This window comes from Paenibacillus sp. A3, assembly GCF_001399685.1.
GTDB lineage: Bacteria > Bacillota > Bacilli > Paenibacillales > NBRC-103111 > Paenibacillus_G.
The window spans coordinates 1-21,995 of record NZ_JTHN01000170.1 but is presented as its reverse complement, the minus strand read 5'-3'; the positions used below and the strand labels follow the sequence as shown (position 1 = coordinate 21,995).

22 protein-coding genes and 1 other annotated feature are annotated in these 21,995 nt (G+C 54.6%); of the genes, 1 reads left to right on the top strand and 21 read right to left on the bottom strand.

Annotation, left to right across the window (positions count from 1 at the left end):
* Window position 1 precedes the first annotated feature (1 nt).
* Together QJ48_RS24550 and lspA are read right to left on the bottom strand one after the other, a co-directional pair.
* Window positions 2-955: an RluA family pseudouridine synthase gene (locus tag QJ48_RS24550; RefSeq protein WP_054976058.1), complete on the bottom strand. Its 954-nt coding sequence runs from the start codon at window positions 953-955 to the stop codon at window positions 2-4.
* Window positions 952-1,479 carry a signal peptidase II gene (gene lspA, locus QJ48_RS24545; protein ID WP_054976057.1) on the bottom strand — a complete coding sequence of 176 codons (528 nt, stop codon included), beginning with the start codon at window positions 1,477-1,479 and terminating at the stop codon, window positions 952-954. Before lspA ends, QJ48_RS24550 begins: the two co-directional genes overlap by 4 nt.
* A 117-nt stretch (window positions 1,480-1,596) precedes the next feature.
* Between lspA and QJ48_RS24540 the strand changes: the two genes are divergently transcribed.
* The gene (locus QJ48_RS24540; RefSeq protein ID WP_054976056.1) at window positions 1,597-2,367 is read left to right on the top strand and encodes a TraR/DksA C4-type zinc finger protein; all 771 of its coding nucleotides are present in this window, start codon (window positions 1,597-1,599) and stop codon (window positions 2,365-2,367) included.
* 5 nt (window positions 2,368-2,372) lie between these two features.
* On the opposite strand, the gene QJ48_RS24535 is transcribed toward QJ48_RS24540, so the two are convergent.
* The 19 genes from QJ48_RS24535 to spoVE form a co-directional block, all read right to left on the bottom strand.
* On the bottom strand, window positions 2,373-2,699 hold the full coding sequence (locus tag QJ48_RS24535) for a DUF5665 domain-containing protein (protein WP_025853398.1): 327 nt from the start codon (window positions 2,697-2,699) through the stop codon (window positions 2,373-2,375).
* A gap of 78 nt (window positions 2,700-2,777) precedes the next feature.
* Window positions 2,778-5,546 carry an isoleucine--tRNA ligase gene (gene ileS / locus QJ48_RS24530; protein WP_054976055.1) on the bottom strand — a complete coding sequence of 923 codons (2,769 nt, stop codon included), beginning with the start codon at window positions 5,544-5,546 and terminating at the stop codon, window positions 2,778-2,780.
* Window positions 5,547-5,596: 50 nt separating this feature from the next.
* Window positions 5,597-5,865 (bottom strand) — a binding site (T-box leader).
* Between the two features lie 60 nt (window positions 5,866-5,925).
* The gene (locus QJ48_RS24525) at window positions 5,926-6,405 is read right to left on the bottom strand and encodes a DivIVA domain-containing protein (protein ID WP_025853401.1); all 480 of its coding nucleotides are present in this window, start codon (window positions 6,403-6,405) and stop codon (window positions 5,926-5,928) included.
* Between the two features lie 119 nt (window positions 6,406-6,524).
* Window positions 6,525-7,307, bottom strand: a complete 783-nt coding sequence (locus QJ48_RS24520; protein WP_054976054.1) for an RNA-binding protein — start codon at window positions 7,305-7,307, stop codon at window positions 6,525-6,527.
* 26 nt (window positions 7,308-7,333) lie between these two features.
* The gene (locus QJ48_RS24515) at window positions 7,334-7,603 is read right to left on the bottom strand and encodes a YggT family protein (protein WP_054976053.1); all 270 of its coding nucleotides are present in this window, start codon (window positions 7,601-7,603) and stop codon (window positions 7,334-7,336) included.
* A 28-nt stretch (window positions 7,604-7,631) separates the two neighbouring features.
* Complete coding sequence (locus QJ48_RS24510; RefSeq protein WP_036677368.1) at window positions 7,632-8,057, bottom strand: cell division protein SepF; 426 nt, start codon at window positions 8,055-8,057, stop codon at window positions 7,632-7,634.
* Window positions 8,058-8,086: 29 nt separating this feature from the next.
* The gene (locus tag QJ48_RS24505) at window positions 8,087-8,776 is read right to left on the bottom strand and encodes a YggS family pyridoxal phosphate-dependent enzyme (protein WP_157261743.1); all 690 of its coding nucleotides are present in this window, start codon (window positions 8,774-8,776) and stop codon (window positions 8,087-8,089) included.
* A 79-nt stretch (window positions 8,777-8,855) separates the two neighbouring features.
* On the bottom strand, window positions 8,856-9,716 hold the full coding sequence (gene pgeF / locus QJ48_RS24500) for a peptidoglycan editing factor PgeF (RefSeq protein WP_054976052.1): 861 nt from the start codon (window positions 9,714-9,716) through the stop codon (window positions 8,856-8,858).
* Window positions 9,717-9,814: 98 nt separating this feature from the next.
* The gene (locus tag QJ48_RS24495; RefSeq protein ID WP_054976051.1) at window positions 9,815-10,114 is read right to left on the bottom strand and encodes a YlmC/YmxH family sporulation protein; all 300 of its coding nucleotides are present in this window, start codon (window positions 10,112-10,114) and stop codon (window positions 9,815-9,817) included.
* Window positions 10,115-10,409: 295 nt separating this feature from the next.
* Window positions 10,410-11,192 carry an RNA polymerase sporulation sigma factor SigG gene (sigG, locus tag QJ48_RS24490; protein WP_010491950.1) on the bottom strand — a complete coding sequence of 261 codons (783 nt, stop codon included), beginning with the start codon at window positions 11,190-11,192 and terminating at the stop codon, window positions 10,410-10,412.
* Between the two features lie 171 nt (window positions 11,193-11,363).
* Window positions 11,364-12,086, bottom strand: coding sequence for an RNA polymerase sporulation sigma factor SigE (sigE, locus tag QJ48_RS24485; RefSeq protein WP_054976050.1), 723 nt, complete (start codon window positions 12,084-12,086; stop codon window positions 11,364-11,366).
* 144 nt (window positions 12,087-12,230) lie between these two features.
* Complete coding sequence (gene spoIIGA / locus QJ48_RS24480) at window positions 12,231-13,130, bottom strand: sigma-E processing peptidase SpoIIGA (RefSeq protein WP_054976049.1); 900 nt, start codon at window positions 13,128-13,130, stop codon at window positions 12,231-12,233.
* Window positions 13,131-13,591: 461 nt separating this feature from the next.
* Window positions 13,592-14,728, bottom strand: coding sequence for a cell division protein FtsZ (gene ftsZ, locus QJ48_RS24475; RefSeq protein WP_054976048.1), 1,137 nt, complete (start codon window positions 14,726-14,728; stop codon window positions 13,592-13,594).
* Between the two features lie 49 nt (window positions 14,729-14,777).
* Window positions 14,778-16,025, bottom strand: coding sequence for a cell division protein FtsA (gene ftsA / locus QJ48_RS24470; protein WP_054976047.1), 1,248 nt, complete (start codon window positions 16,023-16,025; stop codon window positions 14,778-14,780).
* A 182-nt stretch (window positions 16,026-16,207) separates the two neighbouring features.
* Complete coding sequence (locus QJ48_RS24465) at window positions 16,208-17,131, bottom strand: cell division protein FtsQ/DivIB (protein ID WP_054976046.1); 924 nt, start codon at window positions 17,129-17,131, stop codon at window positions 16,208-16,210.
* A 251-nt stretch (window positions 17,132-17,382) separates the two neighbouring features.
* Window positions 17,383-18,651, bottom strand: a complete 1,269-nt coding sequence (gene murA, locus QJ48_RS24460) for a UDP-N-acetylglucosamine 1-carboxyvinyltransferase (RefSeq protein ID WP_054976045.1) — start codon at window positions 18,649-18,651, stop codon at window positions 17,383-17,385.
* 15 nt (window positions 18,652-18,666) lie between these two features.
* On the bottom strand, window positions 18,667-19,572 hold the full coding sequence (gene murB, locus QJ48_RS24455) for a UDP-N-acetylmuramate dehydrogenase (protein WP_054976044.1): 906 nt from the start codon (window positions 19,570-19,572) through the stop codon (window positions 18,667-18,669).
* Between the two features lie 197 nt (window positions 19,573-19,769).
* Window positions 19,770-20,843 carry an undecaprenyldiphospho-muramoylpentapeptide beta-N-acetylglucosaminyltransferase gene (locus QJ48_RS24450; protein ID WP_054976043.1) on the bottom strand — a complete coding sequence of 358 codons (1,074 nt, stop codon included), beginning with the start codon at window positions 20,841-20,843 and terminating at the stop codon, window positions 19,770-19,772.
* Between the two features lie 9 nt (window positions 20,844-20,852).
* Window positions 20,853-21,950 (bottom strand): stage V sporulation protein E, encoded by a 1,098-nt coding sequence (gene spoVE / locus QJ48_RS24445; RefSeq protein ID WP_054976042.1) that lies wholly within the window; start codon window positions 21,948-21,950, stop codon window positions 20,853-20,855.
* Window positions 21,951-21,995: the final 45 nt, after the last annotated feature.

Genomic DNA, 21,995 nt, shown 5'->3' with positions numbered 1-21,995 from the left:
CTTACCTTGTTCTTAGCACTTCCAGAACCCGCTGCATATCGTCCGGAATCGGCGCTTCGAACTGCAGCTCCTGTCCCGAACGCGGGTGCTCGAAACCGAGTACGGCCGCGTGAAGCGCTTGTCCCTCCATCAGGACCCCCTTGCTTTTGGAAGGACCGTAAGCCGGATCCCCTACAAGCGGATGTCCGATGAATTTCATATGCACCCGAATCTGATGCGTGCGCCCCGTCTCCAGCTTCAGCTCCAATAGCGTGTAATCGCCGAACCTTTCCACTACGAGAAAATGCGTTACCGCATGCTTGCTGTTCCGTTCGGTGACCGTATACAGCTTCCGATCCTTCGGATCGCGTCCGATCGGCGCATCGACGGTACCGTTCTCGTGCGGAACGTTCCCGTGCACCAGGGCAAAATATTTACGGTTGACCGTATGTGCCTTCAGTTGGGCGGCCAGCCCCGAATGAGCCAGATCGTTTTTCGCGGCCATCAGCAGACCCGACGTATCCTTATCGATACGATGAACGATGCCGGGCCGAATGACGCCGTTAATGCCGGACAAATCCTTGCAATGATACAGAAGCGCATTGACGAGCGTTCCGCTGTAGTGTCCTGGCGCCGGGTGCACGACCATGCCCCGCGGCTTGTTTACGACAATCACGTCGGAATCTTCATACACAACGTCCAGCGGAATCGGTTCCGGCGTAAGCACCAGCTCTTCCGGCTCGGGCATGACCAGTGTCATGGCATCCCCTTCGGAAAGCTTATAGTTCGGCTTGACCGCGCGGCCGTCGACCTTCACGCAGCCGTCCTTGATCCACTGCTGCACTTGCGTGCGGGACACTTCTTCCTCCAGCGCTTCCGTAATGAACTTATCGATTCGCTCTCCGGCGTCTTCCGGTTCGGCCGTCCATTCGAAGCGCTGATCCTGCTCCGACCATCCTTGCTCGGTCACACTCATGATTGCGCGTCCCCGCTTTCCAGCTTGTTGGCAGCATTTTGTTTCGATTCTTGGCGCCAGCTGATCAGCGAATCAACGAAGATCAAGGCGACGCCAACGACAATAGCGGAATCGGCAACGTTAAAGATCGGGAACGGATAGTCCACCGGGATGCCGAAGAAACTGAAACGGAAGTGAAAATCGAGAAAGTCCACGACTTCGCCAAACAGCGCACGGTCGATAAAATTGCCGAGCGCGCCTCCAAGCAGTAAGCTCAGAGCAAAAGGCAGCAGCTTCTTTCCTTCTTTTCGCGTCTTCTGCAAATACCAGACCACCCCAACCGCTACAAGAACGGTAATCACCAGGAAAAACCAGCGCTGATTTTGCAAAATACCGAAAGCCGCTCCAGCGTTCCGATGAGAGGTAATTTGGAAAAACTCGCCGATGACCGATCGCGATTCCCCCAGCTCCAACCGGCTTACAATTAGCCATTTTGTAGCCTGGTCCAACAGGAGAACGATGAAAGCGTAAATGTAATATCTCAAGATAACAACTCCTTATTGGGCTTGCTGAAAACCTGCATACATTTACCTAGCTAAAAACAACGGGCAGCGCGAAAAATAACGATACTTGCTTGCTTTAATCAAAAGGAGGCGCTTTTCTTGACAAACCTTCCGTTCGAATCCGGTTCATCCGGTCCGCTTACCGGGCAGCAGCTCCAAGCGCTCAAAGCCAAGCTGACGGAAGAAAAGCAATGGCTGGAGCGGCACTTGGAATCGCGCGAGCATATGGGACTCGGCGATTCCATGCGCGTCCAGACCGGAGAGCTTTCCAACTATGACAACCATCCGGCCGACTTGGGCACCGAGATGTACGAGCGCGGCAAAGATATCGCTCTTCACGAAAATGCCGAGCACCAGCTTACCGACATCAACGAAGCTCTGACACGTATGGAATCGGGGGAATACGGCATTTGCCGGGTATGCGGGCAGCCGATTCCGCACGAACGGCTGGAAGCCGTCCCTACAACCGCCTATTGCGTAGAACATGTACCCGACCCCGATATGTCCCAACGCCGTCCCGCGGAAGAAAAATTTCTTGACCCGCCGTTCGGAAGAACAAGCTTGGACGAGCGTGAGGGGCAAAATCAATTCGACGGCGAAGACGCTTGGCAAATCGTCGAAAGCTGGGGAACGTCCAATACGCCGGCGATGGCCGACGATCCGAACGAATCCGACAGCTACAACGAGATGCAGATCGAAGCCGACGAGACCGAAGGATATGTCGAACCAATCGAAAGCTTCCTTGCCACCGACATGTACGGCCGTCAGGTCACGGTTGTCCGCAACAAGGCGTACCAACACTATATGCGCAGCGGCGAAGGAGACGGCCTGCTCGAACCCGAGGAAGAGGCCGAAGACCGTTTTTCGTAAATGGGCTAGTACGTTCTTCTTCCTTCCAATTGAAACTGCACATATTTGACAATACTGGCGATATAGTCTCCGATAATAGGCAAGTTCAATACGTTAAGTGCCTGCAGCAAATACAGGATCGTGGAAGCAAACACGGTAAATCCGATCGCAATACCTACGCCGCGTGAAATCCCGGCAAGCAGGTTGGTCCAAATCAGGCGGATCGGGCTGTTCATGAGCAGTACGTAATCGGCAATTTGCGTCCGTTCGATGTTCGCGGCAATTTCGCTCACTTTTTTGTGCACCTGCTCAAGCAGTTTTTCCTGATCGTTCTTTTTCGTCGTCTGTTCCATTGTGCAACCCTCCCGGGGTTCAAATAACGAGCTTTCCATGGGAAGAACTTCACCCCCCATGGATGGCTCGCTAGCCCCTCAGCCTGCAGTGCCGGCTTTCAACACTTCCGAGCAGCGTTTGCACAGCGTCGGGCGCTCGGAGTCATGACCGACCTCCGGCGTAACGATCCAGCAGCGTTCGCACTTCTCCCCATCGGCCACAGCGACTTTTACGGCAAGTCCCTTGAATGTTTGAGCTCCCTCAGGGGCTGTTTCGTCAGGATGGTGTACCTTCACCGCGGAAACGATAAACAACAGATCCAACCGCTCAAAGCCGCCGAGCAGCTCGTACGTCTCCGCATTCGGGTACAGATGTACCGAGGCGCTGAGCGAATTGCCGATCAGCTTCTCCTTCCGCGCTTCCTCAAGCGCCTTCAGCACGTCGTCGCGCACGCCGCTGAACTTTTCCCATTTTTGTTCCAGATTCGCATCAAACAAGCTTGCATCGACCGCGGGCAGCTCCGCGAGCTGTACGCTCGGCAGTGTCGTGCCCGGAATGTATTTCCATACTTCGTCGGCCGTATGCGGCAAAATCGGAGCAATCAACTTAGTTATTGCCGTCAGCGCATCGTATAATACGGTTTGCGCCGCTCTGCGGGCCGGATCGGACGGCAGGCTGGCATACAGCCGGTCTTTCAAAATATCCAGATAGAACGCGCTCATATCGACCGCGCAGAAATGGTTCACGGTCTGATATACCACGTGAAAATCGTAATTATCGTACGCCTTAATGACACGATCCGTCATCCGGTGCAGACGCAGCAGCGCGAAGCGGTCCAGTTCGCTCATTTGTTCTACGGCTACGCGGTCTTTGGCCGGATCGAAATCCGACAGGTTGCCGAGCAAAAAGCGCAGCGTATTGCGGATTTTCCGGTAGCTCTCGGCAATCTGGTTCAAAATGTTGTCCGAGATACGCTGGTCCGCTTGGAAATCGGTCGAAGATACCCACAAGCGCAAAATATCGGCGCCCAGCTTGTTGCACATCTGGTTCGGATCGATCGTGTTGCCAAGCGATTTGGACATTTTGCGTCCTTCGCCGTCCAGCGTAAAGCCGTGGCTCAAAATGCCCTTGTACGGCGCTTGTCCTTTGACCGCCACACCGGTAATTAAGGACGAGTTATACCAGCCGCGGTATTGATCCGAGCCTTCCAGATACAGATCGGCCGGCCATTGCAGGTCTTCCCGCGTTTCGAGCACTGCCGAATGGCTGGACCCGGAATCGAACCATACGTCCATAATATCCGTTTCTTTGCGGAAATGGTCGTGACCGCATTTCGGGCAGACGGCACCCGCCGGAAGCAGCTCCTTCTCTTCACGCAGGAACCAGGCGTTGGAGCCTTCCTTCTCGAAAATCGAAGCGACATGCTCGATCGTCGTCTCGTTGACCAACGGCTCGTTGCAGCTGCGGCAGTAAAAGATCGGAATCGGCACGCCCCACGCCCGCTGACGGGAAATACACCAGTCGCCGCGGTCGGCGATCATGTTATGAAGGCGAATCTCGCCCCATTCCGGCGTCCACTTCACGCGCTTGATTTCGTCCAGCATCGCTTGGCGGAATTTATCTACCGATGCGAACCACTGCTCGGTCGCCCGGAAAATGACCGGCTTCTTCGTCCGCCAGTCATGCGGATATTGGTGCTGAATAAAGCTCATTTTGAGCAGGTGGCCGCTTTCCTGAAGCTTTTCTGTGATCGCTTTATTGGCTTTATCGTAAAACAGCCCTTCAAAGCCCGGCGCTTCCGCGGTCATATGCCCTTGGTCGTCCACCGGACACAAGACGCCGAGACCGTATTTTTGTCCGATCACGAAGTCGTCTTCCCCGTGCCCCGGAGCGGTGTGCACGCAGCCCGTCCCGGCTTCCAGCGTCACGTGCTCGCCGGTCATCACGAGCGACGTCCGGTCGTAGAACGGATGGCGGCAGAGCACATGCTCCAGCTCGCTGCCCTTGAACGTCTGTACAACGTTCACATCTGTCCAGCCGATCTCCTTGGCCGCCGCTTCGAGCAATCCTTGCGCCAGCACAAACTTCCGGCCTCCCGCTTCTACCAGCACGTAGTCGAAATCCGGATGAATGCTGATCCCAAGGTTCGCCGGCAGCGTCCAAGGCGTCGTCGTCCAAATGACAATAGCGGCGTCCGCAGGCAGCTTGCCTCTGCCATCCTGCACGTCGAAAGCTACATAGATCGAAGCCGACGTCTTGTCGCGGTATTCGATCTCAGCCTCCGCCAGCGCGCTTTCCGAAGAAGGCGACCAGTACACCGGCTTCAGCCCTTTGTAGATGTATCCTTTCGTCACCATCCCGCCGAAAACACGGATTTGCTGAGCTTCGTATTCAGGCAGCAGGGTAATATACGGGTGATCCCAATCGCCGCGGATACCGAGACGCTTGAACTGCGCTTTTTGCTTCTCCACCCACTGCAAAGCGTAGTCTTTGCAATAGTCGCGGAACTCCGGCACGCTCATTTTTTTCCGGTCCACTTTGCCGCTGTTGGTGATGGCCTGCTCGATCGGCAAGCCGTGCGTATCCCAGCCCGGCACGTAAGGCGCATCGAAGCCCTGCATCGTTTTGAAACGGACGATAATGTCCTTTAAAATTTTGTTCAGCGCGTGGCCGATATGAATGTCGCCGTTCGCATACGGCGGTCCGTCGTGCAATACAAACTTCGGTTTGCCCTTGCGGCTCTCCTGCACTTGACGGTAGATGTCCGTCTCGTCCCAATGCTGCTGCATTTTCGGCTCAGCCTGCGGAAGGTTGCCGCGCATCGGAAAATCCGTTTGCAGCAGGTTTAGCGTTTTTCCATAATCCATCGAATGTCTCACTCCTAACTGAATTTGCAACAAAAAAAGACCTCGCATCCCTAAGGGACGAGAAGTCTCGCGGTACCACCCTGATTAAGACGACGATCGTCGAAGCAATCGCCCGTGATATTCACGGCCGCTGCCCGGCTCGAAGTCTTCGCTCCATTGATCGATAACGGGATCAGCCGATGCTCTTTACTTCCGGAACGAGGTTCAAGAGATGCTCCTGGGGGATATTCCTTGACCGCCGAAGTCCGGGCTCGCACCATACCCCCGGTTCGCTGGCCTCCGCTGGACGTCAAGTACTCGTCCCAGTCATCGCTTTGGTTCATGTTAACTTATACAGGGAGTATAGCGGAAATGAGCTTCCACGTCAACTTTGGGCCCATTATGGCTGCTCGATTTCCACCCGGTCGAGCGAGCTCCAATCTTCCTTGCTAAGAAGCTCCAACTGCGCCTCGATGAGCGTGCGGAACCGGGTCCGGTAGATCGATGCCTGCTTCTTCAGCTCTTCGATTTCTACCGATACTTTACGCGCTTTGGTCAGCGATTCGTTAATGATGCGGTCGGCGTTCTTCTCCGCTTCTTTAATAATCAGCTGCGCTTCTTTCTTCGCGTTATTTTTCACTTCATCTGCGGCTTCCTGCGCGATGATGATGGTTTTGCTAAGCGTTTCTTCGATATTGGCAAAATGGTCAAGACGCTCTTGAATCGCGGCCAACTGATTTTGCAGCTCTTTATTTTCACGGATCAGCGATTCGTAATCTTTAATGACCTGATCCAGAAATTCGTTCACTTGATCTTCGTCATATCCCCGAAACGAGCGGCTGAACTCCTTGTTATGTATATCGAGCGGTGTTAAAGCCATTGCTGCACCTCCTGCAAATTTGGCAAAAAAGCTATGATCCTTGTTGTCCGCGCATGCGTAATCCTATATTCGACAGTTGCTGGCATATTCCTGCATCGGCAAACAAAAAAAATCGGCGTTCACGCATATTTGCCGATTTTTAAACGGTATCTTCCTTTTTTTGTTACCCCTTCGACTTCCAGCACCTTGAAGCGTCCGAACCCTTGAAGCGATACGACATCGCCCTGCTTCAGCGGCTTGCTCGGATCTTCCTCCTGCTTCCAGTTCACTTTGCACCGCCCGGCTTTAATCGGAACAAGCACTTTGGCCCGGCTCAGCCGGTACACGTCGCTTACGATGCCGTCCAGACGAAGCGAAGCGACCGATAGGGACATCTCGCCCAGCTTCGTTTCCGTCGCCTTAAGCTTATCGAGCGGCAGCAGCTCTGTCCGCACGTGCAGCCGGTGCACCTGACTGAGATTGAGCCGAATATAATCGGCAATTTCCGAAGCTACGAGAAAATGACAGCCATCTTCCCGCACATAAATATCGCCGATTTTATCGCGCTTGATGCCAAGTCCGAGGATCGCTCCCATGAAATCCCCATGGTCCAGTTCCTTCAGCTTGTCGTCCTCGGAGGTAATTTCAATGAGGCTGATCCCCATCTCCTCGCCGTCCAGCACGCGATAATCCGGAGCGACCAATGCCCGCTTCCGTTCCGCTCCCGGATGTCCGCCGTCGAATCGCACCTGCACGTCCGGGCTCCGGTTGGCGAGCGTGGTTAGGATGAAGATCTGCCGCGGGTCCAAAAAATCGGTCAGCCTGACCGTATGCTGTCCGGCCCGCTCCACCCATTCCTCCGCCTTATCGACAAAGCGGTGTTCGTCCGGATGGAAGTGGGCATATAGATGTTCCTGCATCATCGATTTCAGTCTCCTGCAATATTAAACTAGGGGATAATGAAACGGAGAACCGCAACGATTCCTTCCCCTACGAAACGAAGCGCAATCAGCGCGACAATCGGGGAAATATCGATCATCCCGCCGATCGGGGGAATGAAACGGCGGAATACGGACAAATACGGCTCGCACAGCTTCCCCAGCATTTCCCCAATAAAGCTTTCTCGCGCGCTCGGCAGCCAGGAGAGCAGAACGTAGGCGATGAGCACGTACTGATAAATCTCAATTAAAGTGCGAATATAACCTTCAATGGAGTACAAGCTGTTCACCTCGTTCTTTCTAAGTACGCTATTCTTCGTTATGGTGCATCATTTCCGAAATCGAACCGTGAATTTCCACGGTATCCGGAGTGCACAAGAAAATGTTCGGTCCGATCTTCGAGATGGAACCGCTGAGCGCATACACGGTACCGCTCAGGAAGTCGACGATCCGCGTAGCCTGATCCGGCCGGACCCGGTGCAGATTGACGACGACAGGTCGGCGTGAGCGCAAATGGTCGGCAATTTCCTGGGTTTCCTCGTAAGACCGTGGCTCGTTCAAGACGACCCGCACGTTTTTTTGTGAATGGATGCTGACGATGTTCCCCTTATTTTTACGCAATTCCTGCGCCGGGGTTTCAGCTTCTTCGTGATGCTCTACGACGCGCTCGCGCTCCACGACTTCTTCTTCTTCCTGCAAGCCCAGAAAGTTCATGAATTTATTCATTACGCCCATATCCTTTCCTCCTCGGAGTTTCATCTCTGTCACTCTTTACCTACCAAGACCGAACCAAGACGCACCCAAGTCGCTCCTTCTTCAATGGCTACTTCAAAATCGTTCGACATTCCCATCGATAAACCGGTCACTTCGTAATCGAGCACGGCTTCCCGGTTCAGACGGTCCCGCCACTCGCGCAAGCCGCGAAACACCGGACGTGTCGCCTCGGGCTCCGCTTCATAAGGCGCCATGGTCATCAGGCCGGCGACACGAATATGCTTCATGCTCCGCAGCTCCGCCGCAAAATCAAGCAGCTCGCCGGGCTCCAAACCGTATTTCGTCTCTTCCCCCGACACGTTCAGCTGAATAAAACACGGAACCTCGATTCCGAGCGCCGACGCCTTCTTCTCGATCTCTTTGGCCAGCGACAGCCTGTCCAGCGAATGAATATACGCGAATCGTCCGACGACGTCCTTTACTTTGTTCGTTTGCAGATGTCCGATGAAATGCCATACGCCTTCGCTGCCGAATGCTTCCCATTTGGCAGCGGCATCCTGCCAGCGGTTCTCGCCGACATCCGCCAGTCCGCTCCGAAGCGCTTGTCCCGTCGTTTCGAGCGAAACGTACTTGGTCACGGCGATGACGCGCACCTCTTCGGGACTGCGTCCTGCGCGGGCGCACGCCGCGGCAATGCGCTTGCGGACTTCTTCAATCCGTTCCTGCAGTTGTATAGTCAAAACGTCAATTCACCTCGCTTTCGGCCTGCTCGGCTATGGGGCGGTCCCCGGTGTTGTCAAGCCGGAAGTCCCCCAGCCGCTATTCCCGCAGTCCGATCCACGCCGCCATTCTGCCGGTTTTTCCGCCCTCTTTGCGGTGCGAGAAAAACAAGTCGGTACGGCAGCTTGTGCATAAACCACTTATTTCGATATGAGACGGCATAATTCCTGCTTTTATCATAATTTGTCGGTTTATTTGTTGCAAGTTCAACTTGTATTTTCCGTTGGCCTTTTTTTCGTAGAACGGCGAACGGCCGGATTCGTCGGCGCCGCTTCCCGTCGCAACCTTCTCAAGCACATTGTCCATTCGCGCAATAACGGCATCATCCACCTCGTAGCAGCATGCGCCGATGGAAGGGCCGATGGCGGCCTTCACGTCCCGGGGCTTGGTGCCGTATGCCGCACTCATCGTCTCCAGCGTTGCCCTGGCGATTTGCAGTGCGGTCCCCTTCCACCCCGCATGCGCCAACCCTACCGCCTTGCGGACCGGGTCGTAAAAATAAAGCGGCACACAGTCCGCAAACAACGCGTGCAAAAAGACCCCCGGTTCGTTCGTCACGAAGCCGTCTTTGCCCTGCAGCGCCTTCTCCCGAGAATCGTTGCCTGCGCCGCGCTGTCCTCTGCCGACAACTTGAATTTCCTTCCCGTGCACCTGCTCCGCGTAAGTACACGATTCGAACGGCAGCTCGAGCGATTCGGCCAGCAATTTTCGGTTCGCAACCACATCTGCAGGCGCATCCTCCACGTGAAGCCCGCAGTTCAAGCTGCCGAAAGCTTCGCGGCTAACTCCGCCGCGTCTTGTCGTAAAGCCGGCCGTAACGGCCGGACAGGCGTTCATGAAACGATCCAGCATAAGCAATTCACAGCCGTTTTCGGCTTGTCGGATTACAAAAGGTTCCATGGGTCCGCCTCCCGTCTTTTTACTACTCAGTATACACGAAGCGAAAAAAAAGAACACCCTTGTTCGTCCGGGTGAATGCACGCCTGTCTTCTTTTTCCCTATCCGCGGGACTGGCGGTTGTACTCATACACGTTATCGGCCGGCTCCTGCTGCCGGAAAGCCCGGACGTCCTCCAGCTTGACCAGGACAACGTCCATGCCGATTTTGACAATGTTGCTCCAAGGGATAATCACATCGGTTCCACCGCCGAATAATCCGAAAAAACGGGAGGAATTCGGGACGACGATCGCCTCGATACGTCCGTGCCGGAGATCAAGCTCCAAGTCGCTGATTTGGCCCAGCTTTTTGCCGTCGACGATATTGATCACGTCTTTGGTTTGGAAATCGGATATTTTCACGCTGTCACCACCGGGGAAGGCATATTGCGGAACGATTTTGGCAGCTTCATTGGCGGCACGTCTGCGAGTGAAAAGTAATCCGCTTCGGCTCAAACACAGCCTGAAAAAAACTCGCCGCGGATCACTTTTCACTCTACGACCAACGTCTCAAAATCCAAAAAACCGGTTCCGCAAATGCCCTTTTTTATACTATATGAGCAACTTGGGCAAAATGTCCTCGCCAGGCTATAAAAAAAGACCGTGCCCGCAGCGTGTAGCGAGTCGGTCGGATCTTCGCAGGTCGGGCAAGCTCCCGTCAGTTTTTCACATGCTTCTGCATCTGGGATATGGCCGATTTCTCGAGCCGAGATACTTGCGCTTGGGAAATGCCGATTTCGTCGGCCACTTCCATCTGGGTCTTTCCGTCGAAAAACCGCATGGACAAAATCATTTTCTCGCGGTCGTTCAGCTTTCGCATCGCTTCCCGGAGAGCGATGCCCTCGATCCACGATACGTCTTTGTTCCGGTCGTCGCTAATCTGGTCCATCACATAGATCGGATCGCCGCCGTCATGATAGATCGGTTCGAAGAGCGACACCGGGTCCTGTATGGCATCAAGCGCAAACACGACATCTTCCTTCGGCACGCCGAGCGCTTCCGAAATTTCGTAAATCGTGGGCTCCCGCGAATTCTGATTCGTCAGCTGATCGCGCACCTGAAGGGCCTTATAAGCGATATCGCGCAAGGAGCGGGATACGCGGATCGGGTTGTTGTCCCGAAGGTAACGGCGGATCTCTCCAATAATCATCGGAACCGCGTAGGTGGAAAACTTGACGTTCTGGCTCAAATCGAAATTATCAATGGCTTTCATCAGTCCGATACAGCCTACTTGGAACAGGTCGTCGACAAATTCCCCCCGATTGTTGAACCGCTGGATGACGCTCAGCACGAGCCGGAGGTTGCCGTTGACTAATTTCTCTCTTGCAGATCGTTCGTTATTCGTTTGCAGGTCCACGAATAGTTCACGCATTTCCGCATTGGTCAAAACCGGTAGCTTTGCCGTATCGACGCCGCATATTTCGACTTTGTTTCGGGTCACCGTGATTACCTCCCAAGGAGAAACATTATTGTTAATTATCTCCTCGGAATGCTTTTTTATGCGGCTCTTTCGGGCCCTCTCCCCGCCCCATCGTCACCCGAAAATCGTTCAAAGCCAGTTCCGGCAAGGACGGTTTCGCTTTCATCGCCGACGAAAAAAACTTTTTCCAGTTTACACCATCTTATTGAACTCTTTGCGGAGCCGTTTGATGATCCGTTTTTCGAGCCGCGAAATATACGACTGGGAAATGCCGAGCATGTCCGCGACGTCCTTTTGCGTCTTCTCTTCGCCGTCCTGCAGGCCGAAACGCAGCTCCATGATGATCCGTTCGCGCTCCGTCAGCTTATCAAGCGCCTTATGGAGAAGCTTCCGGTCTACCTGCTCCTCGATATTGCGGTAGATGGTGTCGTTTTCGGTCCCAAGCACATCCGAAAGCAAAAGCTCGTTGCCGTCCCAATCGATATTGAGCGGCTCGTCGAACGAAACTTCGGTGCGGATTTTGCTGTTGCGCCGCAAATACATCAAAATCTCGTTTTCGATGCATCGCGAGGCGTACGTGGCGAGCTTGATCTTTTTCTCGGGATCGAACGTATTGACCGCTTTGATCAAGCCGATTGCGCCGATCGATACGAGGTCTTCGATGTTGATGCCTGTGTTTTCGAATTTGCGCGCGATGTAAACGACGAGCCGCAGATTTCGTTCGATCAGCATGCCGCGGATGGCCGCATCTCCTGAAGGAAGCTTTTCCAGTAAATATTCTTCCTCTTCGCGTGTGAGCGGGGGCGGCAGCGCTTCGCTTCCACCGATGTAGTAGATTTCGTCCGACTTGAGCCCCAGCACCAGCAGCAGGCGAAAATACATAATTTGCAGCATCAGCTTCCACTTGACCATCATGTTTACGCTTCCTCCCATTCGTACCGTTTTAATAGCCGGTCAGCCCCAGTGAACACAACTTTCTTGCGGTCAAGCTTCGTTCTTCCTTTACAAGCACGGCCTTGAGCTGCGGCAAGCAGGCGGTAGATATCGGGTCCCTCTCGTTTACATGTTGACTAGCGAAGGATGAATGATGGCCTGATAAGCGTTGTCCGAACTGAGGCGGCCACCGTCCAGTCCGATCAACACTTTATTCGCCTCGATCTGCTCGCTTCCCGTTGTGATAACGACCCGGTCCGGCTTGAGCGCCAGCATAAACTGCGTATTCCGGTTCACCCCCCGATACGGCACCAAGCGCAAACGGTCTTGCCAGACAAAGGGTTCGGTACCGATCGACGTCACGAGTTGATCCACTTCGGCCCGGCGGATTTTGGCCAGCCAAGCTTCGGGAATGCGCTCTCCCCACTGTGCCGCTTCCATGACCATGACCGGCGTTTTTGTCAGCGGATCGTATAGTTGATTGCCCGTATCGATAAGTCCGGTGCAACTGGAAGCAAATTCGTCGATATGGACCTCCACCTTGGCCAAGAACGAGGTCAGCTCCTGCTTGCGCCTCCAAGCTTGCAGGACGTGCCGGCACAGCCATACCGCCAAAGGGAAGGAAAAGGCCAGCATCGTCAGCGTGACCCCCAAATCGTGGCTGAACAAGATGCCATTTACGATTTCGTTGGAGGATTGCCAGAAGTAGGCGCACCCGAAGACGGCACCGGCCGCCATGAAATTAATGACATAAAATGCGCCAAGGTTCCGCAAAAAATGCTGCAATCCCCTAAATCCGAAGGCGGTCAGCAGCATCAGCAGAGAAAGCGCAAATTTTAGCGCAAACGTAAACAGAAACGATAACGGCGGAAAAAAGAGCATCCCCGCATAGCTGCCTCCGATGGCTGCGGAAAGCCCCAACCGCCACGGGCGGTAACGGAGCTTGCGCGACCAGGCCGTCGTCCAGAGCAGCGCGCCGTCGATCAGCACGTTCATGAGGAAAATGACATCGACGTATACGACCATCTTCGTTACCTCCCGCCCAGCTTGCCGCCCGCTTGCCGCGAATGAGACAAGTATATCCCAATCGTATTCCAAAGTCTGTCTAAACATGCCGAGGGGGTGGTACTATTTTTGTCGAGAGGAGGGGGTTGGGAGAGAGTGAGTGATGGAACTGAGTGGAATGGAGGTTGATCAGCAGTCGTGTGGCTGCGAGCAGCCGTATGTGCCTTCGGCCGCTGTTGAACTCGGGTTCTATTCAATTTACCTTGCGGTAAGAACCCGAGTTCAAAGGCGGCACGTAAACTCTACGGCACATACGCTGCTCTCCGCCACACAAGCTGATCTGGCAAGGACTCACTCCTCCCAACCGAGGAAGGAGTAGAAATTTATGCCTCTCGGTACGTGAGGAGGCGAAAAAAAGCACAGCCGCCTCTATCGCTAGAGGCGGCTGTGGATTAACAATATAATAACCATAGATTAGTTCATTATTTGTCGAAGCCGTTGCGGTTGCGGTTGCGAAGGAAAGCCGGGATGTCGAGCTGGTCGTTCGACGATTGGCCTCCGAATGGACGGAGGTTGCCAAGCCGGTTGTCTACAGGCTCCTGCGATTGGCTGGCGGATGCCGTTGTTCCGGTAGCTGCCGGTTTCTTGGCAGGTGATGCCGCTTCGCGATGTTCGAAACCGGTGGCGATAACCGTCACCCGAATCTCGTCTTTCAAGGTTTCGTCAATAACCGCACCGAAAATCATATTAACTTCCGGGTCGGCGGCATCGGCTACGATATCAGCCGCTTCGTTGACTTCGTAAAGCGACAGGTTGTTGCCGCCCGTGATGTTGAGCAGAACGCCGCGCGCGCCGTCGATCGACGTTTCAAGCAGCGGAGAGCTGATCGCTTTCTTGGCGGCTTCTGCCGCACGATTTTCACCCGAAGCGTAGCCGATGCCCATCAAAGCCGAGCCGCGCTCGGTCATGATCGTTTTTACGTCGGCAAAGTCCAAGTTGATCAAGCCGGGAACGGCGATCAGGTCGGAAACCCCTTGAACCCCTTGACGCAATACGTTGTCCGCCGCAAGGAACGCTTCCAGCATCGGCGTTTTCTTGTCAACAATCTCGAGCAAACGATCGTTCGGAATAATAATGAGCGTATCGACTTTTTCTTTGAGAGCCGCAATTCCTTGCTCCGCTTGTCGAGCGCGCTTCAATCCTTCAAAACGGAACGGACGCGTCACAACGCCGACGGTCAGCGCGCCGCACTCTTTGGCGATTTCGGCGATAACCGGCGCAGCGCCTGTCCCTGTACCCCCGCCCATACCGGCGGTAACAAAGACGAGGTCGGAGCCTTTGAGCGCATTGGCGATTAACTCGCGCGACTCCTCAGCCGCCTTCTTTCCAACCTCGGGATTTGCACCAGCCCCAAGACCGCGCGTGAGCTTGTCCCCGATTTGCAGCTTCATCTCCGATTTGGCAAGATGCAGAGCCTGCGCGTCGGTGTTGACCGTTATAAACTCGACCCCTTTCACGCCGGTATCAATCATCCGGTTGACAGCGTTGCTTCCGCCGCCGCCGCAGCCGATTACCTTTATTTTGGCAAATCCTTCCATGTCCATATCAAATTCAAACATACTAGCGTCTTCCCCCTCATTAGGCTTTCATCGTGCAAGCTACCCGAGTTTAAATAAATTCGCTTAACCAATTTTTGAAACGTTCCATGGCCGAGGGCTTTTGCTCTTGACCGGAAGACGCTTTTTTCGTCGTGACCAGCTTCTTGACGCCGGAGCTTTGTTTGGCATGCCGCAAATATTTGGAGGCGTACTGGATAATCCCTACGCCGCTCGTGAAAGCAGGGTCGCGCACGCCGATGAACTCGGGAACGGCAATACGAACGGAAGACGCCAGCTCCACTTGGGCGACATTCAATACGCCGGGCAGCGAAACCGTTCCGCCAGAGAGCACATAACCGCCTGGCAGATCGGTGAAGCCAAGCCTCTGAACTTCAAGACCGATCAGATGAAATATTTCTTGTACCCGAGGCTCGATGATGTTCGCCAGATCGACCTGGGAAAATTCCTTGTCCACATTGCTGCCGATCCGGTTAACCTTGAACACTTGATCAGGCGCTGCATGCTCGACGACGGCGCACCCGAATTTCAGCTTGATCTTCTCGGCGATGTCCGCTTGCGTCCGCAAGCCGTAAGCAATATCGTTCGTAATGAACTCGCCTCCAATCGGAAGCGTCGATGTAGCAACCAGATTGTTCTCGTTAAAAATGGCGATCGTCGTAGCGCCCGCCCCGATATCGACCAGTACGGTTCCGACAGCCTTTTCGTCCTTGGACAAAGCTAGATGGCCTGCGGCCAGAGACATCAAGATAAGTCCGGCTACCTTGAGCCCGGATTTCTCCACGACGCGAAGCAAATTATGTATCGCCGTTTTCGTACCGGTAACGATGGTCGCTTCGACTTCCAGTCTAACTCCGATCATGCTCCGGGGATCGTGAATCTGATCCGTTCCGTCTACTACGTATTGGTTCGGCACAACGCCGATAATCTCGCGTTCGGGAGCCAAAGGAATCACTTTCGCCGCCTGAATGACCCGTTCGATGTCGTCGTCGCCGATTTCGCGGTCTTCGTTCGATACCGCCACGACCCCGTGACTCGATTGCAGCGCAATATGATTGCCGGAAATTCCAACGTACACTTCCGATATTTGCACTCCGACCATTCGCTCGGCATGATCCACTGCGCTCCGGATCGACTGGACCGTTTGATCGATATCCACGATCGCTCCTTTGCGAATTCCCTGCGAGTCGGCAGATCCAACTCCAATTATATTAATGGCGCCGTTAACGACTTCCCCAATAATAGCACGAACTTTGGATGTACCGATGTCCAAACTAACAATGATGTCATTGCTGCTCAACCCGTGGCACCTCCTGTGACAATAATTTCGATATGAGCCTTGGTCAGCAAAACCTCCTGTAGATATTCCACACGGCTCGGCAATTCCCTCTTTTTTAGTTCATTTTTTTTCACGGCCAGGCTTAAATTATACCATAATTTCAATTCTAGCACTATTCTAGTAGGTTGAGTAGAGTTTTTTGCTCAGTTGCGGGCCGTTTCCTGGCTTTCCGGCTTCTTTTCGTCAGCGGACGATGATGCGCTATCGCGCTTGTCCGTCTCTTTGGAAGCGGGGGTTTTACCGTCCTTACCGTCCTTACCTTCCTTGCTATCCTTGCTGTCTTTTCCTTCCGCGCTGTCTTTTATATCCTTGGCGTTCGTTTTGCCCGACTCCTTGTCAAAAGGGGCATGCGTGTCCGCTTCGAGCATCGTAATCACGCCCCCCGATATTTTACTACTTTGCAGGCTGGCGATGTAAGAATCCAAATATTTCATCTTTTCGGGCAAATACTCGATCGTCGTCTGCACTTCATAATGGGATCGGGTGTACATCTTGATTTTATCGGGATAAGGAAGTGTCGGCGAAGGCTTGATCTCGGACACGTCGGAGAAGTAAGCGGCCGGCAGCTTGGACATGGCCAGACACAGCTTGACCTTGAGCGGATCGTCCTTCGACCATCCCGTCAAGATCGGCTTGTCCAGCGCAACGCCCTGAACATTAACGGGCACAACGCTGGCGTCGGCGAGCAGCGCCTCGATCTGGCCGTTCTCCCCAACTTGGTAGGCTACCTTCGGGTACTCGTGCACCTGTATGATGAGGCGCCCCGGGAACTTTTTGGACACTTCGACGGATTCGACCATCCTTAGCGCTTTGACCTGCGTTTCGACTTTGGAGGATGAGACGGAAAAGAAATGGTCCCCCGCTTTGACGGCGGCCGCTTGGGCGATTTCCTCCTTGGATATCAACTGCTGCCCTTGAATCTCGATCTCCGTTATTTTACTGAGCGACGATTGGAAAAAGAGAATCAGCAGAAGCGTAATAAAAAAGATAAATAAAAACACCAGCAGCTTCTTGCTGCTCCGGCTTTTCGGATTCGGTTTCTTGATCACTGGGAGTCTTTCTTCCATAGGTGCCTCCTCTTCTGAACGCAACAAAGCCCGCATGGCAGGCTCTGTACGCTTTTGCGCCGGGCAGCTTGTCCCGGACAGGACGGGAGCCGTCCGCGGGCTGGGCCGGAACGGTCGTCCTCCCCCGCATTTGCCGGCATCACCTGCGCGATAAAGCAAATCAAATACGGAATATGTAAACCGCAGGGTATCCCTTCTCCCATGGAAAAAGGGATATTCCAGCGGCTGTGGTCATATGGATGTATAAAGTGCTACTCCGTAGGCACCGGCGTCGTACGATGAATGCCCGCCCCAAGGGACGCGAGCATCAGTTCAATCCGGTCGTACCCCCGGTCGATATGATGGATTTGTTCGATGACGGTTGATCCCTGAGCCGCCAATCCGGCGATGACGAGCGCAGCGCCGGCCCGAAGGTCGGTCGCTTCCACGGTGGCGCCATACAGTCTAGGCACTCCCCGGATATAAGCCGAGTTCAAATCGACCCGGATATCCGCTCCCATGCGCGACAGTTCGTCTACATGCTTGAATCGTCCTTCAAATACGGTTTCCTTCACGATGCTTACCCCGTCGGCAAGACTGAGCAGCACCATGATTTGAGATTGCAGGTCCGTGGGGAACGACGGATAAGGCGAAGTTACGATCCTCTCCACCGATTTCGGCCGGCTGAGGGCGCACACGTTCATTATATCACCGTTAATTGTGATTTGAACACCTGCCCGCTTGAGCACGTGAATGGCGGAGGTCAGATGAGCCGGACAAACCTTCTCCAGCGTCACGTTTCCTCTGGTAACCGCAGCGGCAATCATCATAGTGCCGGCTACGATGCGATCGGGAATGATCCGGTAAGTACAGGGGGTTAGTTCCGAAACGCCTTCAATGGTGATCGTATCCGTACCGGCTCCGATAATACGAGCGCCCATGGCGTTCAAAAAGTTTTGCAAATCCTGAATTTCGGGTTCTCGGGCCGCATTGATGATCGTCGTCATCCCCCGGGCCATCGCGGCGGCCATCATGATGTTTTCGGTCGCGCCCACGCTCGGATAATCGAGCACGATTTCCGCACCTTGGAGCTCATTGGCCGTGCATACGATCTGGCTGCCGTTTTCCTCGATTAGCGCTCCCAGGGCTGCCAGCCCTTGCAGGTGCAGATCGATTTTTCGCTCGCCGATCGCGCAGCCGCCCGGTTGATACAGCTCCACGCGTCCGAGACGGGAAAGGAGCGGGCCCATCAAAAAAATGGAGGATCGCATTTGGCTCATCAGGCTTTCGGGAATATGAAACTGATGAACGGCGTTCGTACTCACGGTTACGTTATCCCCGACCAACTCCGCCTTGCATCCCAGCGCCCGCAAAATACCGAGCATCACGTGAATGTCCGACAAATCCGGCACGTTCTCAATCGTGATCGTTCCTTCCGCCATGATGCTGGCTGCCAGAATGGGCAAAGCGGCGTTTTTCGCACCGTGAATTCTGATGGCTCCCGAGAGAGGTTTCCCGCCTTCGATAACCAACTTTTCCAAAGTCCCACCTCCGATTTACCGCTCACCCACCACCAATACTTCAGGTACAAGGGAGACGCCGAACTTCTCGTTCACGGCAGTCTTGACTTGTTCGATCAGGGTGAGCACGTCGTGGGCCGTCGCCTGCCCGGTGTTGACAATGAAGTTGGCGTGCAGCGGCGATACTTCGGCTCCGCCGACCCGAAGGCCTTTAAGTCCGGCTTCCTCGATCAGCTTGGCGGCGAAGTGTCCTTGAGGATTGCGAAAGACGCTTCCGGCGCAAGCAAGCTGCAGCGGCTGCGTCCGCAGCCTCCGATCTTTGTACGACGCGAGTGTAGCGGCAATCTCCTTGCGGTCCCCATACCGCAACTGGAATACCGCCTCAGTCACAATCCCCGGCTTCGTCTGCAGAATCGAATGTCGGTAAGCATAAGCCAAATCCTCATTGTTCAGCGTCACCAACTCCCCTGTCGGGAGCAGTACTTCAGCCCGCAATAAGATGCGTGACACATCAGACCCGTGCGCCCCGGCATTCATGTAGACGGCGCCTCCCACGGTTCCCGGAATGCCCCCCGCGAACTCCAGGCCGGTCAAACCTTCCTTGCCCGCCATCACCGACAGCTTAATGAACGAATAGGCTCCGCCGGCATAGACGAGTTCCCCCTCGAACCGTACGGTTTCCAGAGCATCCCCGAGCTTGATGACCACGCCCCGTATCCCTTTGTCGGTTACAAGCATGTTGGAGCCCCGTCCCAGCGCCGTCCATGGAGTCTGGTGCCGGTTCAGCAGCTTTACCGCATCGATAAGCTGCGATCGTGTACGAGGAATGAGCAAAATGTCGGCCGGACCTCCGATTTTCCACGTGGTGTAAGGGGCGAGCGGTTCGTTCAGCCGCAACTCGCCGCAGGACCCGTTCAGCAATTCCGTTATGACCTGTTGCATGGGAAAACCTCCTTCACAGAACGACGCGGCGTCCGGCTTTCCGGGAAACGAGCTCCGGAACCAAGGACTGGCGGCACGCGTTGAGCTCTTGCTTTCTTGCGCCCGGGCTGCGCGCCGCTTCGCCAAGTGTCTGTCACGGTATAGTGTAGTTTATGTGAAACGTATCAGAGTGTGACAATCGCCTAGTGCAAAATTCACTAGGCGCGAGGTAAGCAATAGGTTTCGATCAGCTTTACGATGTGATCGGTGCCGTTGCCGTACGGATTCAATTCCATCCGCTGCCGAATTTCATCCTGCTCCACAGACAGACCGCAGAGACTGGAGATCAGCGACTCCGGATTCAGCTCCTCTTCGAACAATACTTTGCCGTAACCCATGCCCCGGAACGATTCCGCGTTAAGAATCTGGTCTCCGCGGCTCGCCTGGCGGGTCAAAGGGATGAGCAGCATCGGCTTGCGCAGCGCAAGAAATTCGAAGATGGAGGTGGAGCCTGCCCGCGAGACGACCAGATCGGCGCAGGCGAGCAGATCGGGCAGCTCGTCCTTTACGTACGCATACTGCCGGTAGCCCCGGATTCGGTCGAAGGAGGGATCGGTGTTTCCTTTCCCGCAAATATGAATGACCTGAAACCGCTCCAGCAGCGCCTCTAACGATTCGCGAACCGTTTGGTTGATCCGCTGGGCGCCAAGGCTGCCGCCCATAATCAACAGGACCGGCTTTTGAGAATGAAAATCGTTTATTTGCAGTCCGCGGGACGCCTTCCCGTCCAAGATTTGCTCACGGATCGGAAGACCGGTGCGTTCCGCCTTGTCTCTGCTGACATACTTCAACGTTTCGGGAAAAGTCACGCAAATACGGGAGACGAGGGGCATCGTAATCTTGTTGGCAAGGCCCGGAGTATAGTCGGACTCGTGCGAAATGACGGGAATCCCCCTCAGTTTACTGGCAACGATAACCGGTACGGTAACGAAGCCGCCCTTGGAAAATACGATATGAGGCTTAATTTTGCCCAGCAGCCGGTAAGCCTGGCCGACGCCTTGCAGCACTTTGAACGGGTCTTTAAAGTTTTTGGCGTCAAAGTAACGTCTCAGCTTGCCCGAAGCGATATGATGAAACGGAACCCCTTCGTGCTCGATAATTTCTCTCTCGATTCCATCCTTGGAACCGATATATTCCATGTCCCAGCCGAGCTTGCGCAGCTTGGCCATCACCGCCAAATTCGGCGTCACATGACCGGCCGTACCGCCGCCGGTGAAGACGATTTTTTTCATAAAGGAAGGTCACCTCGAATACCGGGAAATGTTCAATAGCACGCCGATCGAGGTCAGCATCAGCGTTAGCGAAGAGCCGCCGGCGCTGATTAGCGGCAATGTAATGCCTGTGACGGGAAACATGCCGATCACGACGCCGATGTTGATGATGACCTGGACGGCGATCATGCCGACAATGCCCGTCGCAAGCAGACTGCCGAACGTATCCGGCGCAGTAATCGCCGTACGCAGCCCCCGCCAGACCAGCAGGGTGAACAGCAGCAGCACGAAGGAGCCGCCTATAAAGCCGAGCTCCTCTGCGATGATGGAAAAGATAAAGTCCGTTTGCGGCTCGGGCAAATAACTGTATTTTTGCCGGCTCATGCCAAGACCGAGGCCGACCAGTCCCCCGGGACCGATCGCGTAAAGCGATTGAATCGCTTGATAGCCCGCGCCAAGCGGGTCCTGCCACGGATCGAGAAAAGCGGTAATCCGCTTCAGCCGATAGGGTGCCGTAATAATCAAGCCGACGAATCCGAGAATCCCGATCAGCCCGAGATACGATAAATGCAGCAGCCGGGCTCCCGCCGTGTAGATGATCAGCAGTGAGGCACCAACCAGCACCGCGCCCGTTCCCAGATCGGGCTGCAGCATGATAATTCCGAAAGCGAGGCCGACGAGGCCAAGCGGCGGCAGCAGCCCCCGGGTAAAATGCGTAATGGAGCTCTGCTGCTCGGACAACCATTTGGACAAAAACACGATCATGCCCATTTTCATAAATTCGGACGGCTGAATCCCGAACGAACCGATCCCGAGCCAGCTGCGCGCCCCTCCGCGAACGACCCCGATGCCCGGAATAAGCACAGCGACCAGCAAAATGAAGCAGACGATCAAAATGATTTTGGCATATTTTTTCCAGATCCAATAATCGGTGTTCATCGTAAAAATCATCGCTGCGATGCCGAGCGCCGCAAACAGCGCTTGACGTTTCAAATAGTACAGCGAGTCGCCGAACTCGCGAAACGCAAGCACCGCGCTGGCGCTGTAAACCATAATCACGCCAACGGCAAGCAGCAGCAGCGTGGAGCCCAACATCATCCAATCCGGAGTCGAACGTGCTTTCACCATACCGCCCACACCTCTACCTCTCGGTAATCTGGGAAGGAACCTTCG